A 15672-nucleotide genomic window follows, 5' to 3' on the forward strand; every position below is an offset into this window, starting at 1 on the left:
CGGCGGTGACGATACGCTGATCGGCGGCGAAGGGAACGACACGGCCTTTGGCGGCGATGGCAACGACAATCTCTCCGGGGGCGACCAGAACGACGTGCTGAACGCCAACGCGGGAGACGACACGATCTTGGGCGGTGCTGGGAATGATCTCCTCGTCGGCCAGGACGGCAGTGATTACCTCGACGGTGGCGCCAACGATGATGTGCTGGACGGCGGCAGCGGCGACGACGTGCTGGAAGGCGGCAGCGGGAACGACATCCTGCGCGGCCGCGACGGTGAGGACGACCTGGCCGGGGGGCTGGGCCTGGATCTGCTGACCGGCGGACAGGGGGCGGACAGTTTCGTCTTTCGCGCGCTGAGCGAGACGGCGGCGGGTGCGGCCCGCGACCAGATCCTGGATTTCCAGCAGGGCCTCGACCTGATCATCGTCGCGGGCCTGAGCCCGGGGGTCTTCGAGTTCCGCGGCACCGCCGGTTTCGCACCTTCCGGCAACCCCGAGCTGCGCCTCTTCGAGACGCCAACCGGATCGACCATCGTACAGATGGACGCCGACGGCAACGGCACCATTGATGCCGAGATCCGGGTGGCGAACGTCACCGGGCTGACGGCGGAGGACTTCGTGCTGTAAGGCGCGCGGCGTGAATTGACCTCGCGCAAGGCGGCGGTGCTGCCTTGCCGCCATGATGGATCAATGGCCGCGGCCAGCGGCCCGGAGGAGGATTCCATGGCCAGTTTCACCATCACCGGCAGCAGCACCATCGGACGCACCCTGGCGGGGGGCGAAAGCGGCGTCATCGCCCCGGCCAACGCCTCGCTGATCGTCCCGGGCGGGGTTGCCGTCCAGATGACCAACAGCACCAGCATCGTGGTCAACCACCTGCTGGTCAACGGCACGCTGATCGCTTCCGGCACCAGCACCGTAGACAAGGCCGTCACCTCGATCGGCAACTCCGCCAGCATCGGCATCGGCCCGGACGGCTATGTCGGCAGCGCCGCCGGCTACACCTTCGACCTCGGCGGCAGCGCCTTCGTGGACTTCACCAACGCCGGCACCGTGCTGTCGAACTCGAACGTGGCGGTGCGCATCGCGCCCAACGCCTCTTTCCTCAATGTCTTCTTCTCCAACAGCGGGACCATCCTTGGCGACACCGCGACCTGGCTCGACTCCGGCACCGCATCGGCCTGGCTGGTCAATTCTGGCATCATCCAGGGCCGGAACGGGGCGGGGATGCTGGCCAACACCGCCGGCACCTCGACCGGGACCTCGTATCTCAAGAACAGCGGGACCATCGCGGGCAACACGATCAGCTATGGCGGCGGCGACGGCGTCAACATCGTCTACAACGCCGGGACCATGCTGGGCACCGTGGACCTGGACGGCGGCCCCGACCGCTACGAGGGCGGCCCGGGCAGCGTGATCGGCCTGATCTCCGGCGAGGACGGCAACGACACGATCGCCGGCGGCGCGGCATCCGATTCGATCAGCGGGGGGGCCGACGCCGACACGCTGCTGGGCCGCGGCGGCGACGACGACATCGCCGGCGACGCGGGCAGCGACCTGCTGCTGGGAGGCGACGGCAACGACGCGATGGATGGCGGCACCGAGGCCGACACCCTGAACGGCAACGCCGGCGACGACACCCTGCTGGGCAATGCGGGCGAGGACCTGCTCGTCGGCCAGGACGGGTCGGATTCGCTCGACGGCGGGGCCGACAACGACACCATGGATGGCGGCGCGGGCAACGACATCCTCGAGGGCGGCAGCGGCAACGACATCTTGCGCGGCCGCGAAGGTGAGGACGACCTGGCCGGCGGGCTGGGCCTGGACCTGCTGACCGGGGGACAGGGGGCCGACAGTTTCGTCTTCCGTGCGCTGAGCGAGACCGCGGTCGGTGCGCTGCGCGACCAGATCCTCGACTTCGAACAGGGGGTGGACCTCATCGTTGTGGCGGGCCTCAGCCCGGGCGTCTTCGAATTCCGCGGCACCGCGGCCTTCGCCCCTTCCGGCAACCCCGAGTTGCGCCTCTTCGAGACGCCCACCGGTTCGACCATCGTGCAGTTCGACGCCGACGGCAACGGCAGCATCGACGCCGAAATTCGCGTCGCCAACGTCACCGGGCTGACCGCCGAGGACTTCGTGTTGTAAGCCGCATCCGGACAAGGGAAGAGCCACGCAGGGGATTACCCTGTTGCCTGCGCCCACGGTTCCGCTGTTAACTTTTTTCAGGGCGCAGGGCGCTCTCCATTTTCGAGAGGAAGCGTACAATGGCAATTAATTTCATCACTGGCAGCGGCACACAGGTCAACGTCGCAAACGGGGACACGACATTTCTCTTGCCAGGACAGATCATCGCCAGCATCACCGACGGGGTGGAGCTGCAGACTGGCTTCAACTCGACGGATTTCCACAACCACGGCACCGTCATTGGCCAGATCAACGGCGTCGACGTGTTTGCGGGAAGCAGCGCCGTGGTCAACCATGGGACGATCGAGTCCCTCGGTGACGGGATCAACCTCAACCATCAGGCGGGATCGGGCACTCACCGCATTTACAACAACGGCGATATCATCGCCGAGCAGGAAGTGATCGACGTCGATTCCAGCTTTACCTACAGCTTGGTCGTGGTCAACAACGGCCTGATGCTCTCGAGGAATAGCGCACTCATCTCCTCGTTCGGCTCCGCGCTCAACGTGACGGTCCAGAACACCGGTGTGATGCAGGGACAGAACCTGAACCTGGATGCCAGCGTGAATGCCATCCTCAGCAACTCCGGGACCATCCAGACCACGGCCATCTTTGCCATTTCCGCAAGCACGGTGCGGATCAACAACTCGGGCCAGATCCTCGATACGGACGGCGCCGGGAGCGGCGTGGTGATCCGGACCTCGATCAACGCGGACGTCTTGGTGAATTCGGGCCTGATCGTGGGCAACGTTGAACTGGAGTCCGGGGCCGACCTGTTCCAAAGCGCGGCCAGCGGCGTAGTTCAGGGCGTGGTTCTTGGCGGCGCCGGCAACGACACCTTGGCCGGCGGCGACAGCGCCGACACCCTGTCGGGCGATGGTAACGACGACCTGATCCTCGGCCGCGGAGGCGACGACAGCCTGGACGGCGGCTTTGGCAACGACCTGATGCTGGGCGGCGCGGGCAACGACTCGATCACCGGTGGCGATGACAACGACACCATGAACGGCCAGGACGGCGACGACACGTTGTTCGGCGACGGGGGCAACGACGCGATGACCGGCGGTGCGGGGGCCGACGAAATGCGTGGCGGCGCCGACAACGACACCATGAACGGCCAGGATGGCGAGGACGTCCTGGAGGGCGAGTCTGGCGACGATATCCTGCGCGGCGGCAACGGCGACGACGCGCTGGCCGGGGGCCTCGGGTTCGACCTGCTGACCGGTGGCCAGGGGGCGGACAGTTTCGTCTTTCGTGCCCTGACCGAGACCGTGGCAGGAGCCAGCCGAGACCAGATCATGGACTTTCAGCAGGGGGTCGACATCATCGTGGTCGCGGGTCTGTCTCCGGGCGTGTTCGAATTCCGCGGGACGGCGGGTTTTGCCCCCTCCGGCAACCCCGAACTGCGGCTGTTCGAGACGGCGACCGGATCGACCATCGTGCAGTTCGACGCGGATGGAAACGGCTCCGTCGACGCCGAGATCCGCGTGGCCAACGTCACCGGGCTGACGGCGGAGGACTTCGTGCTCTGAGACCCCGCCGCAGAGGCGTCACGCCATCGGCAGGGCGTGACGCGCGCCCTGCCCGTCGTGTTTGCGGCCCCGATGTCGACCCTGCGTTGTCCCGGAGTTTGGATGCCGCTTGCCGGACTGCGGGACCTGTGCGACCCTTGATCCGTACTGAAAATTGATCAAAAAGAGGGGACTTTCATGCCCGTATTCGTGACTTCCGCCCTGTCGGCGGCCTCCAATACCTTCAACCTGACAACCAGCAACGACGTGGTGGTCACGGCCACCGGGTCCATCTTCGCAACCAGCGGCACCGCAATGACGACCGTGTCGACGGTGCCCGCCTTGCTGCGGGTCGCGATCCATGGCTTTGTCGGAGGAACGTCCGGGATCAATTTGGCTTCGATGGGGACCGGCGAAACCCGGATCTTTATCGGCGAGACAGGTGTGGTCCTTGGGACGGCTGGAACTGCCATCAACGGAATCAATGGGTTAACGACCCTGGTGAACCACGGCACCATCGTCGGCAGCTTCAATGGCGTGAATTGGAACCTGCCTGACGCCGCTGCCTCGTTCTCGTTCGTGAACCACGGCGACATCACCGGATACGGCAATCATGGCGTGGAGGCCAACCTCACCGGGCGCGGCACCAACTACGGCACCATCACAGGGCCCCAGGCCGTCGACATCTTCCGCTCTGATGACCCGACCAGCCCGGTGATCTTCACCAATTACGGCACCCTGAACGGACTTGGCGGCATCGCTATCGACGGCGACAGCGGCAACCCCGACATCATTGGCAACTTCGGGTCGGTGAACGGCAACATCGACCTGCAGGACGGCAACAACGTGGTCAACAATCACGGCACCCTGAACGGCGATATCCAGGTCCAGGCCGGCAACGACACCGTGGCCAACTCCGGCGCGATCTTCGGGAACGTCAACCTGAACCTCGGCACCGACCGGTACGAGGGGCTGGGCGCCGGGTTCGTCAGCGGCACGGTCCTTGGCGGGGACGGCGATGACACCTTGGCCGGCGGCGAGACCGCCGACAGGCTGAACGGCGGCAACGACAACGATCTGATCATCGGGCGCGGCGGCGACGACGTGCTGACCGGCGAGGCGGGCAACGACGTCATCCTGGGCGGCGCGGGCAACGACTCGATGATCGGCGGCGCCGACAACGACACGATGAACGGTCAGGATGGCGACGACACCCTGCTGGGCGATACCGGCAACGATGCCATGACTGGCGGCGCCGGGGCGGACGAGATGCGCGGCGGTGCGGACAACGACACGATGAACGGCCAGGACGGCGAAGACCTGCTGGAGGGCGATGCCGGCAACGACATCCTGCGCGGCGGCAACGACGACGACGCCTTGGCGGGGGGCCTCGGGTTCGACTTGCTGACCGGCGGCCAGGGGGCGGACAGTTTCGTGTTCCGGGCCCTGACAGAGACGGTGGCGGGCGCGAGCCGCGACCAGATCCTCGATTTCCAGCAGGGCCAGGACATCATCGTGGTGGCAGGCCTGTCGCCGGGTGTGTTCGAATTCCGCGGCACGGCGGCTTTCGCCCCCTCCGGCAATCCCGAGCTGCGGCTGTTCGAGACCGCGACCGGATCGACCATCGTGCAGTTTGACGCAGACGGAAACGGCTCAATCGACGCCGAGATCCGGGTGGCCGGCGTCACCGGACTGACGGCGGACGATTTCGTGCTTTAGGGTCCGGGAAATCAGATCGGCAAGGCCGGGACTGCATCGGCCCGCCCGGCCGCCCTGCGCGGCCAGATGACCCAAAGCGCCCCCCTTTCGGGGGCGTTTCCTTTGCGGACGCGCGTCTCCGCAGCAGCCGACCGTCGCGCGGTGAGTTGCAAGGCCAGGGCAATTAATCCTTGAAAAAAAACTGAGCGTCCCGAAGGTTAACGCAGCGTTAATACAATGCCGGCGTTGCGCCAGACCAAATCGGAGATTTCAATCATGGCTTTTACCGTCATCAGCAGCGGAACCACGACGCAGAACGTCGGCAACACCGATTTCTTCACCCTCACCGCGGGCGGCACGCTCAGCAGCTCTTCCGATGCCATTTTCTTCATCGACGCCAGCTATACCGCTGCCACGGTCAACATCCTCGGGTCCGTCATCGCCGCCAACATCGGTGTGAACGCTTTCGCCCTTCTGGATGATGTCGGAGGGGCAAACAACATCACCGTGCGGGTCGGAAAGGACGGCAGCGTCCTGGCGGACGCTTTCGGCGTCGCTTTCCAGGATGGCGATGGCAACAAAGTCCTGAACGAGGGCACGATCCACGGCACCACCAGCGGCGTTTTTTTCGATGGCGGCTCCACCAATGCGTATGTGGAAAATCACGGGCACATCGCCGGCGTGACAGGGAACGGGATCTTTGCCAACGGTTCGGGCACCCACATCCTGAACTCCGGCGCGATCAGCGGCGACGGCGAAGTTGCGACAAGTGCTGCCGTCTATGTGAGCAACAGCGTCCTGGACAACAGCGGCACCCTGTCGTCCGAAGGGGGCCAGACGGTCGTTTTCGTCTCGGGCACCAATGTCTTCACCAATTCCGGCACCGTCCTTGGCGACGTCGTCTACCAGGCCGGGATGGGCAGGCTGGCCAATTCGGGCAGCGGCGTCATCACCGGGCAGGTCGAGATCGTCGGCGGCGGTGGCGACAGGATCACCAACGCAGGTCTGATTGGCAACGGCGTCCAGCTTGGCGCGACCGCATTCGGCAGCACCCTGTCGAATTCCGGGCGGATCGAGTCCACGGCCTATGGCATCCAGCTCCTGCCGGGCGCTGACTCCGTGACCCTTGGCAACGACGGCGTGATCGCCGCGCCGTCAACCGGAATCCTGAGCGACGGCCTGAACACGTCGGTCACCAATACGGGCAAGATAGACCTAGGTCGCTTGGGGTATGCGGTCTACCTGGCCAATTCAGGCGCAACCCTGATCAACAGCGGCACCCTGACCGCAGAGTACGCGGTCACCTTTCTGGCGCCGGGCCGCGTGATCAACTCCGGCGAAATCCATGGTGCACTCTCCGGTCTGCAACTCTTCTCTTACATCAACCCCTCGCCCGCGATGGTGATCAACAATACAGGCACGATCAGCGGCGGCAGCAGAGCGGCTGTCGACTCCTTCGTCGATGCCCTCACCCCGCTGGTGGTACGCAACACCGGGACGCTGACCTCGGATCAGTCCGCAGCGGTCTCGAACTTCTACGACTCCGCCCTCAGCCTGTTCAACTCGGGCGTCATCATCGGCGGCGCCGGGGTCGCACTGACCACCGGCGCCACCAAGGTCGACCGCGTGACCAACCTCGGCAGCATCGAGGGCAACGTCCTGCTGGCCGGCGGGAACGACGTCATGGTGAACGGCGGCACTGTGATCGGGGAGGTCAACCTGGGGGCGGACAACGACCTGTTCCGCGCCACCGGCGACGGGGTCGTGACAGGGCGGGTGATCGGGGAGATCGGCAACGACTCCCTGATCGGCGCCAACGGCGACGACAATTTCGCCGGGTTCGCCGGTGAGGACCTGCTGGTCGGGCACGGTGGCGACGACACGCTGTTCGGCGGTGTCAACAACGACACGCTCATTGGCGGCGCCGGGAACGACAGCCTTATCAGTGGCACGCAGGACGACGTGCTGAACGGCCAGGACGGCGACGACACCCTGCTGGGCGACGGGGGCAACGATGCCATGACCGGCGGCGCCGGGTCGGACGCGATGTTCGGCGGAGCCGACAACGACACCCTGAACGGGCAGGACGGCGAAGACCTGCTGGAAGGCGAGGCTGGCAACGACATCCTGCGCGGCGGCAACGGCGACGATGCGCTGGCGGGGGGCGAGGGCTTTGACCTGCTGACCGGCGGACAGGGCGCGGACAGTTTCGTCTTTCGCTCGTTCCTGGACACCGCGGTGGGCGCAACACGTGATCAGATCCTCGACTTCGAACAGGGCGCCGACATCATCGTGGTGGCGGGCCTGCATCCGGGTGTCTTCGAGTTCCGCGGCACCAGCGCCTTTGCCCCCTCCGGCAACCCGGAACTGCGCCTGTTCGAGACGGCCACCGGCTCGACCATCGTGCAGTTCGACCTGGATGGAAACGGCACCGTCGACGCCGAGATCCGGGTGGCCAATGTCATCGGTCTGACGGCGACGGATTTCGTGCTGTAAGGATTGGCGACATCCGGAAGGCGCTGCGTACGGCCTGTCCGTCGGCGAGACGCCCCTTGGTTGCCGGGTCAAGTCGCCTGTTCGAGCCGCTCGATCCGCCCCAGCAGGTTCCTGACGTTGGAAACATGCCAGCGCCTGCCGCGGCGGGTCCGGATGCCGCGCGCGTTCAGCTGCTCCGCCAAGGCGCGCAGGGTGGTGTGGCCCTCGGCACGGATCGCCTCGATGACTGGACGCAGGTCCTCGGCGAAATGATCGGCGTTGCGGCAGACAGTCTGCTGCAGTGCCGTACCGCCCTTGCCGGCCCGTTTGAGCGCCGCTGCCCCGTTGGGGTTGCCAAGCTTCACCCCTCGGGCCTTGGCCGCCGCCAGCGCCTCTTTTGTGCGTTTCGAGATCGCCTCGCGCTCGGCCTGGGCGACGAGTGCCATGATGCCGACGGTCAGGTCGTTGGCCTCGGGCATGTCGCAGGCGAGGAAGGAAACCCCACTGCCCTGCAGGGTGAGCAGGAAGGCGGCGTTGCGGCTGAGCCTGTCAAGCTTGGCGATCACCAGCGTGGCGCCGGTCAGGCGGGCCAGCGTTAGGGCCTTCTCCAGTTCCGGGCGGTCGTTCCTGCCGCCGCTCTCGACCTCGGTGAAGCGTGCCAAAACCTCGGCACGGCGCGAGGCCGCGAAGGTGTCGATGGCGGTGCGCTGCGCCTCAAGGCCGAGGCCGGAGCGTCCCTGCCGCGCGGTCGAGACGCGCTCGTAGGCGATGATCCTGGCCGGTCCCATGTCCACACCTGCGCAACCTTCGTTTGGCAGGTTTGTACATCGGATCAGGGAGTTAGTGTAGTCGGCAGAGGCCTCGCTCAGTCGTCTTTCCCGGGCAGGGTCAGGCTCTTGACGTGCTCGATCGGGGCGTCACCCGTATCGTCGCCCGGGTTGACGATGGTGCGCAGAATGATCGTCGTCGGCCGATCCGGATCGGTCGTGGCATTGTGCGCAACACGGGTCCGCGCCACCGGCGTCAGGCCAAGCTCGGACATGAAGCGGCCCATGAGCTCCAGCTGCTTGTTGGCGACCGTCAGCCAGGGCGATTGCTGGACATAACCGCTGGGTGACTTGAGCAGGGCCGGCGTCTCCTTCAGCCGCTCCTCGGCCTCGACCCAGCGCCCATAGGCCTGGCAATAGGCCGCCAACGCGGCCCGGTCCGCCAGCGTCAGCAGACCCGCCTCGACCATCGGCGTGGCCAGCCGCCGCCACTCCTTGCGCGCCACGTCCGAGAGATGGTCAGGGCAGCGCGGCAGCGCCGAGAGGCGTGTCTTCGCCAGCGTGTGCGGCTTCGGCTTGTGTTTCCTGGCCATCAGCTTTGCCGCACGAAGAGCCGCCGCAGCAGGTAGCTGCGGGCAAAGGAGACGGCGGTGAAGACCAGGCTCAGCGTGACATGCTGCCCGAGCCCTGCCTGCAGACCCACGGCGGGGAAGACCACCAACTGCGTGACGAAGGCCGTGCACCAGCCGACCAGCACATTTGCCATGGCCTCGAGGGCAGACAGGCCGCGTGACTGGCTCATGTCGCCGGCTCCAGCCGGTCCGCCGCGATGTCGACGAAGGTCCGGCCGCCGCCTTCCAGCACCGCCTTCTGGCCCGAATATGCGCCCGCCGTCCCCGAGGAACAGCGACCGGTGCAGGTTGGTGAGCCAGCGTTCGGCCTGGTTCGGGTCGGCCGAGGCCACGCCCTCACCGGTCACCGGGTCAATCACGGCAGCGCCCGGCGCGCCCTGGTCGAACCAGTAGGCGGTGATCCGGCCCGAGGGTGATCGGCGGATCTGCTCGACGCCCGGATAGACCGTCTGGATGCGGTCCGCGAGGGCGGCGACGGTCAGTCCGGCTTCCGCCTGCGGTGCGGCAAGCCGTTCGGCCGCTGGGAAGACCGACAGCGCCGCGCCGCTCAGACTCAGGATGGTGACGAGCGCAAGGGCCAGAAGACCCGGCCAGCGATGGAGTGCACGGATCATGGCCCCGCTCCTCACATGTCGTAGGCGAAGCTGGCGATGTAGCGGCGGCCCTGCACCGGCGTGCCGGCGCCGTCGGTCGTGAGCGGGACGGCCACCTCGTTCGGGCTGTCGCGCATGTCCTCGACGGCCGCGTCGATGTGGAGCGTGTAGCCCGCGTCGAAGAGCGCGTCGGCCAGGTCGAGCGTGATCTCGAGCGTGCGGCCCGCGCCGACGCTGGCGCCGGTGATGCCGTTCACCTGCGCGGTGTCGCCGCCGGTGGCGCGGTACCAGTCGCTGAGGTGCTCGTAGTACTTGGACTTGCCGCCAGCCATCCAGAGACTGCCGACATAGGCGCCCGAGGTGTCGGTGACGTAGAGCGCGAGATAGGCCCCGTCGCCGCCGTAATTGTTGAGGATCGTGGTGAGCGTCACCGGACGCGCCATGGCGAGGCCGGGGAGCGTCAGCGCCGTGGTCAGCGCGAGCGTGGCGAGAAGCGATTTCATCGTATGGATCCTTGTTCGGAGAGGAACTTCGGAGCGGTTCAGTTCACCTGAACCTGCGGCGGCGCACCGTTGCCGAAGAGGCCGTTCTGCGGAGGGGCGACCGTGCCGGCGGGCGCGGGATTGCGAGCGCCGCCCTGACAATCGTCGTCGTCATCATCGTCGTCGCAGTCATCGTCGTCATCGTCGTCATCGTCGTCGTCGTCGTGGCCGCGACGAGAACCGTCCCGCCAGCGGTCGTCATCGTCGTCGTCATCGTCGCTTGCGAGAACGAGCGGCATCGCTTGCGGGGCGTCATCGAAGAGAGCGGCGACGGGCCGAAGGACGCCGGGCGGGGATTGCATCGCGCTCCAGGCGGGGACGCCGATCGCGGCGGTCAGCGCCGTGGACGCAACCAGAAGTGTCAGGGTCTTCTTCATGGCAGGGTCTCCTTGTCATCTGCTGAGGACAATCTGGAGACACGACCTGAGGGCTTCCTGACGCGTCGGCGATTCCCGCTTCAGCTTGCCGTCAGGAAGAGAGCGGCTTCGGACGAAAAAGGCCCCGCCCGTGAGGGCGAGGCCAGGCGGGACCGAAGGGACGGTCGGCCTTGGGGTTAGGTGCCGTCAGGCGATGTCGCCGGGACCGGCGCCGCGCTTGTCGCCCGTCACCATGGCGCGCGCCAGGTTCTCGTGGTGCCTGAAGGAGGCTAGGACGACGCCGCCAACATGCAGCGCGGCAAGCAGCAGCATCAGGTTGGCGAGCGTCTCGTGGACCTCCTTCAGCGGTCCCTCGATCTCGCCCCGCCCGCCGTATTCCCGCTCGTCGCCGTCGTCGTCGGCCCAGGCGAGCGCCACAATTGCGGGCATGGACGGAAGTATCGCCAGACGGGCCTCATCCTCCATGAGCCAGCCGGTGAAAGCCGTCCCGGACAGCGTGACCAGCAGCGCCACGACCATCGCCGCGCCCGCCGGGTTGTGGCCGAGGTGGCGCCGCTCGCGTCCGCGGGTCATGTCCCCGAGATAGGCCAGCGTCTCGCGGGGGCCTTTCAGGAACTGGGCGAAGCGCGCGTAGCGACTGCCGATGAGGCCCCAGACCAGCCGGAAGGCCACAAGTCCGGCGACGGTATAGCCTGCGACCTCGTGGACAGGTTGCAGCTCGTCCGCAGTCAGCCATGCGGTCGCGAAGGCCGCGACCAGACCCCAATGGAAAACCCGGACCAGCGGATCCCAGACACGGACCTTGCTGCTCGGCGCCGTGTTCATCTCTGGCGCCTGGTGTGAGATTGCGTCAGTCATCGTCGCCTGCTTCGCGATCCCGGCGGGGGCGATCGCCGTCGTCCTTGTCCTCGTATTCGAACTCGATCACCTGGAGCGTCGCCGGATGAACGGTCACCTCGATCCGGCGCCCCTCGGCGTCGCGGCCGTCGATTTCGTAGCAGCCGTCGTCGATCTTGATCCGGCGCACCGTCCAGCCGTTCTCCTCGGCCAACCGGGCGACGGCGTCGCGCGGCTGCCAGTCGGCCATCGGCACGAAGCAGTCGTCGTCCGCCAGCGCGGCACCGGCCGGAAAGACCGCGAGAAAGCCGAGAATTGTCAATGTCTTCTTCATGGGCCAAACTCCTCGCTGCGGCCATCTTGACGAAATTCATGCGCGGCGAAGCTGACGGCAGCCTGAAGGGACGCAGCCACCCGCTTCAGCTTCTTGTCAGCCAGACGGATCATGGAGGGTCATCGGAAGAGGACGGGGACGAGGATGCGCATCCTGCTGATCGAGGACGACACGGTGCTTGGCGCGGCGGTGCGCGACCAGATCACGGCCGATGGGCAGTCGGTCGATTGGGTGATGCGCCTCGATGCGGCCGGCGGCGCTGCGAAATCCACGTCTTACGACCTGATCCTGCTCGACCTGATGCTGCCGGACGGTCGCGGGATCGGGTTCCTCAAAGGCTTGCGCGCGCAGGGCGACGTGACGCCGGTCATCATCCTGACCGCGCTCGACCAGGTGTCGGACCGGATCGAGGGGCTGAACGCGGGCGCCGACGATTATCTCGTGAAGCCCTTCGATCTCGCTGAGTTGTCCGCGCGGATCGGGTCTGTCGCTCGACGCTACAGCGGCAACCCGAACCCCATCGTCACCCACGGGCCGCTGGAAATCGATCTTGCCGCCCGCAGCGTTCACCGCGACGGCAAGCCGGTGCAACTGACCGCAAGGGAATGGGCGCTGTTCGAAGCCTTTCTCGCGCGCCCCGGTCAGCTGCTGTCAAAGGCACAGCTGGAGGAGAAGCTTTACGCCTTCGACGCGGAGGTGGAGAGCAACACCATCGAGGTCCATGTGAGCCGCCTGCGCAAGAAGCTCGGGGCTTCGGTCATCGAGACCGAGCGCGGCATGGGCTACAGGCTCGGCAAATCATGAGATGGCCCGCGAGCCTTCAGGGCCGACTCGGCCTGTCGCTCGGCCTGGCGCTGACGGTGCTGTGGCTGCTCGCTGCGACGGTGACGGCCGTAATCGTCCGGGGCGAGCTGGACGAGGTCTTTGACAGCGCCCTGCAGGAGACAGCGGAACGCATCCTCCCGCTGGCGGTGACCGATATCGTGGGCCGCGAAGATCAGGGCGTGACGCAGCGGCTCGCGCCCATCCGGGAGCACGACGAGTTCTTCACCTACCTCGTGCGCGATGGCGAGGGGCGCATCCTGCTGCAATCTCATGCGGCCGACCCTGCCGTGTTCCCGCCTTGGGACGGACCCGGTTTCCGTCAGACCGCCACCCACCGGTTCTACAGCGATGCAGCGCTTCAGGACACGATCCGGATCACCGTGGCCGAGCCGCTGGCCCATCGCGCGTCGGTTGCGCGGGAGATCCAGATGGGCCTCGGCCTGCCGCTGCTCATCGTGCTGCCGATCGCGCTGGTGGCGATCATTCTTGCCGTTCGCTTCAGCCTCGATCCGCTGCGTCGGTTCCGTGCTCGGCTGGAGGCGCGCGGCGCCCGCGACCTGTCGGAGGTTCCTGCCAGCGATCTGCCGACGGAGATTGGTCCACTGGCCAAGACGCTCAACGGCCTTCTGGCCCGCTTGCGCGCGGCGTTCGAGGCCGAGCGCAGTTTTGCCGCGAACGCGGCCCACGAGTTGAGAACGCCGCTGGCCGGAGCAATCGCTCAGGCGCAGCGGCTGAGGGCGGAGACGCACGAGCCGGCCACCGAAGTGCGTGCCGCCGAAATTGAGGCGACGCTCAAGCGCCTGACCCGGCTTTCCGAACGCCTCATGCAGCTTGCGCGGGCCGAAGGCGGGCGGCTGCGGATGGACCGGAGCGCCGACCTGAGGGCGGTCGCCCGTGTGGTGGTGGACGATCTCGGACGCGCGACCGCGCCTGGCCGCATTGGGCTCACTCTTCCCGACGCGGCTGTCCAGTCGGACATCGACCCCGATGCCTTCGCCATCCTGTGCCGGAACCTTGTGGAGAACGCCCTCCGTCACGGGGCGGAGAATCTGGCAGTCGAGGTGACGCTGACGGCGGACGGCCGCCTCGTTGTCGCTAACGATGGTCCCGTGGTGCCGCGCGAGATGCTCGACCGCCTGACGGCACGTTTCGAACGGGCGAACGCAAGCACCGATGGCAGCGGGCTTGGCCTCGCCATCGTCGCCGCCATCGCCAACCGGATCGGAAGCTCGCTCGTTCTGAAATCGCCGCGACCTGGCGCAACCTCCGGCTTAGAGGCATCACTCATCTTGCCGACCGATAGCCCCAGGTTCGGCGCCGGGCGCGACGCGTAATCCGCGACAAGTGCCGGAGGATCAGCACACCCGCGCCTGTTCCCGCAACACCGCATAGTCGCTCATCATCTCTGCGATCGCCGAGCCCTCCGGCAGGAGGTCCAGCTCCCCTGCCGCTCGCGCCTGGAACTTCCTACTGTACTCGACGACCGGCGGACACGCCCCTGGCCCGCTACCGTCAGAACCGACCGTCGCGCAGCCGCTCAGCCAGATCGTCGCGAGAACGAGGACGGCGCGCCGCTGCCTCGAGCATTCGCTTCTGGGCGTCATAGGTTTTCTCCATGGTTTCGAGCTGCTCGGTCAGTCGGCCGGCGCGCTCGCCGGAGCGGCGCAGGGAAAGCAGGAACAGCAGGATCGCGAGTGCGATGACGCCGTAGCGGAGCCCAATGCGCGCCCATGCCGATCCGGCGCTCCCGGTGAGCAGCCCGGCGATCACCGTCGCCCCCTCTTCCAGTCGTCGAGCCGGGCGTAGATCGTGACCGCGATACCGCCGAGAGCCACGGCGATGAACACCCAGCGCAGGGTATCGAGATACGGCACAAGCGGCAGGATTGCGGATTGGGTCTCGGCGAGGACGCTCTGCGCCACCTCGACCCCAGCTGCGCCCAGCGTCGCCACGCCTGCCGCACCACCCGCCTTCATGGTGCGGCTCTCGGCCAGCACTTCGCGCGCTGGAGGGGCTTCTTCGGCGAAGGCGGTCGCCCGGACCGGGAACCGCTCGCCCCACTGCCGTGCGGGCCCGAGATCGACATGGATGAACCCCGAGCGCGGATAGAACCCGAAGCCGAGGAACCCGACCTCCCGCGCCGCGGCCTCGAACGCCACCGGGTCGTGGTTCGCCATGGCGATGTCAAAGGCGGCGCCGTCGAGGTGCTTGGAGCGGGTCGCGCCGCCCATGGCGCGGTTGTGCTCGGGGCTGCGATAGGCGGAGCGGACGATCATCGGTTTGCCCAGCCGGTCGCGCAGCGCCTGCAGCTTGTCGAGCGCCGGTTCGTTGATGAGCAGCTTGCCGGTGCCCCGGCAAGCGATCTCGGCCGGGCTGAAGTTCGGCCAAGGCCAAGTGCTTTCAGGCACATCGCGCCAATGGCGGTGGAAGGTCGTCGTCATGGGGGTCCTCCGAAAACGAGTTTCCGGCCCCTCGCTGGGGCTCGGTGCGTTCGCCGCTCGGGAAGGTCCACCGGACCTTCCCGTCTGCCTGTCAGGCAGACCACGGCTCACCCCGCCTCGAGGGCGGGTCATTGCGGGCTGATGAATGGGGATGGGGCGCGGTTACGGGCTGCCGCCGAAGATCTTGAGCTTGATGGCGATGCCCGCGAGCAGCGCCAGCATGACGCCGGTGGTGATCATGCGGACGGCGGTCTGCATGGCGGTGCGGCGCACCAGCCGGATGCAGTCGACCAGGGAGCGCAGATCGCGGATGTCGAGCGCGGCTTCGTCACCGTCGAGGCCGACATCGGCGAGCGCACGCTTCGCGCCTTCCTCGGCCGCCCGGGTCAGGATCGCCTCGAACTCGGCGTCGGGCATGCGCACGAAACCCTCGGATCGGGGTGGGTTCATCGGGA

17 protein-coding genes are annotated in these 15672 nt (G+C 66.9%); 7 read left to right on the forward strand and 10 right to left on the reverse strand.

The features are described from left to right. The 5 genes from MAA8898_RS15805 to MAA8898_RS15825 form a co-directional block, all read left to right on the forward strand. Nucleotides 1–628 (forward strand): calcium-binding protein (locus MAA8898_RS15805; protein WP_176445192.1); only part of this gene is annotated, 628 nt, incomplete at its 5' end. A 96-nt stretch (nucleotides 629–724) separates the two neighbouring features. After that, nucleotides 725–2146 (forward strand): calcium-binding protein, encoded by a 1422-nt coding sequence (locus MAA8898_RS15810; RefSeq protein ID WP_176445193.1) that lies wholly within the window; start codon nucleotides 725–727, stop codon nucleotides 2144–2146. Nucleotides 2147–2265: 119 nt separating this feature from the next. After that, complete coding sequence (locus tag MAA8898_RS15815; RefSeq protein WP_094022004.1) at nucleotides 2266–3717, forward strand: calcium-binding protein; 1452 nt, start codon at nucleotides 2266–2268, stop codon at nucleotides 3715–3717. Between the two features lie 177 nt (nucleotides 3718–3894). Then, nucleotides 3895–5415 (forward strand): calcium-binding protein, encoded by a 1521-nt coding sequence (locus MAA8898_RS15820; protein WP_094022005.1) that lies wholly within the window; start codon nucleotides 3895–3897, stop codon nucleotides 5413–5415. 255 nt (nucleotides 5416–5670) lie between these two features. Further along, nucleotides 5671–7890 carry a calcium-binding protein gene (locus MAA8898_RS15825; RefSeq protein ID WP_176445194.1) on the forward strand — a complete coding sequence of 740 codons (2220 nt, stop codon included), beginning with the start codon at nucleotides 5671–5673 and terminating at the stop codon, nucleotides 7888–7890. A gap of 68 nt (nucleotides 7891–7958) precedes the next feature. Here the strand turns inward: MAA8898_RS15825 and MAA8898_RS15830 are convergent, their stop codons facing one another. From MAA8898_RS15830 to MAA8898_RS15860, 7 genes are all read right to left on the reverse strand, one after another. Continuing rightward, nucleotides 7959–8657, reverse strand: a complete 699-nt coding sequence (locus MAA8898_RS15830; RefSeq protein ID WP_094022007.1) for a recombinase family protein — start codon at nucleotides 8655–8657, stop codon at nucleotides 7959–7961. A 77-nt stretch (nucleotides 8658–8734) separates the two neighbouring features. Further along, nucleotides 8735–9229, reverse strand: coding sequence for a phage terminase small subunit P27 family (locus MAA8898_RS15835; RefSeq protein ID WP_094022178.1), 495 nt, complete (start codon nucleotides 9227–9229; stop codon nucleotides 8735–8737). Then, nucleotides 9229–9882, reverse strand: a complete 654-nt coding sequence (locus MAA8898_RS27410; RefSeq protein WP_442403415.1) for a DUF7220 family protein — start codon at nucleotides 9880–9882, stop codon at nucleotides 9229–9231. Before MAA8898_RS27410 ends, MAA8898_RS15835 begins: the two co-directional genes overlap by 1 nt. Before the next feature lie 11 nt (nucleotides 9883–9893). Continuing rightward, complete coding sequence (locus MAA8898_RS15845; protein WP_094022008.1) at nucleotides 9894–10364, reverse strand: DUF2271 domain-containing protein; 471 nt, start codon at nucleotides 10362–10364, stop codon at nucleotides 9894–9896. 38 nt (nucleotides 10365–10402) lie between these two features. After that, nucleotides 10403–10780, reverse strand: a complete 378-nt coding sequence (locus tag MAA8898_RS15850) for a hypothetical protein (RefSeq protein ID WP_094022009.1) — start codon at nucleotides 10778–10780, stop codon at nucleotides 10403–10405. 186 nt (nucleotides 10781–10966) lie between these two features. Beyond that, entirely contained in the window at nucleotides 10967–11638 is a 672-nt protein-coding gene (locus MAA8898_RS15855; protein ID WP_230377691.1) for a cytochrome b/b6 domain-containing protein, read from the reverse strand. Next, a complete protein-coding gene (locus MAA8898_RS15860; protein WP_094022011.1) occupies nucleotides 11631–11951 on the reverse strand; it encodes a PepSY domain-containing protein in 321 nt (106 codons plus the stop codon). The genes MAA8898_RS15855 and MAA8898_RS15860 overlap by 8 nt, the downstream gene beginning before the upstream one ends. A gap of 144 nt (nucleotides 11952–12095) precedes the next feature. Here MAA8898_RS15860 and MAA8898_RS15865 point away from each other — a divergent pair, with 144 nt between their 5' ends. Together MAA8898_RS15865 and MAA8898_RS15870 are read left to right on the forward strand one after the other, a co-directional pair. Then, nucleotides 12096–12755, forward strand: a complete 660-nt coding sequence (locus tag MAA8898_RS15865) for a response regulator transcription factor (RefSeq protein ID WP_094022012.1) — start codon at nucleotides 12096–12098, stop codon at nucleotides 12753–12755. After that, nucleotides 12752–14110, forward strand: a complete 1359-nt coding sequence (locus tag MAA8898_RS15870; RefSeq protein WP_094022013.1) for an ATP-binding protein — start codon at nucleotides 12752–12754, stop codon at nucleotides 14108–14110. Before MAA8898_RS15865 ends, MAA8898_RS15870 begins: the two co-directional genes overlap by 4 nt. A 178-nt stretch (nucleotides 14111–14288) precedes the next feature. Here MAA8898_RS15870 and MAA8898_RS15880 read toward each other — a convergent pair whose 3' ends face one another. The 3 genes from MAA8898_RS15880 to MAA8898_RS15890 form a co-directional block, all read right to left on the reverse strand. Continuing rightward, entirely contained in the window at nucleotides 14289–14546 is a 258-nt protein-coding gene (locus MAA8898_RS15880) for a hypothetical protein (protein WP_094022015.1), read from the reverse strand. Then, the gene (locus MAA8898_RS15885; RefSeq protein WP_094022016.1) at nucleotides 14543–15217 is read right to left on the reverse strand and encodes a YcbK family protein; all 675 of its coding nucleotides are present in this window, start codon (nucleotides 15215–15217) and stop codon (nucleotides 14543–14545) included. The genes MAA8898_RS15880 and MAA8898_RS15885 overlap by 4 nt, the downstream gene beginning before the upstream one ends. Before the next feature lie 162 nt (nucleotides 15218–15379). Then, complete coding sequence (locus MAA8898_RS15890) at nucleotides 15380–15667, reverse strand: DUF6127 family protein (protein WP_036708271.1); 288 nt, start codon at nucleotides 15665–15667, stop codon at nucleotides 15380–15382. Between the last annotated feature and the right edge of the window lie 5 nt (nucleotides 15668–15672).

The sequence above is a fragment of the Antarctobacter aquimaris genome (genome assembly GCF_900184945.1).
Taxonomy (GTDB): Bacteria; Pseudomonadota; Alphaproteobacteria; order Rhodobacterales; family Rhodobacteraceae; genus Maliponia; species Maliponia aquimaris.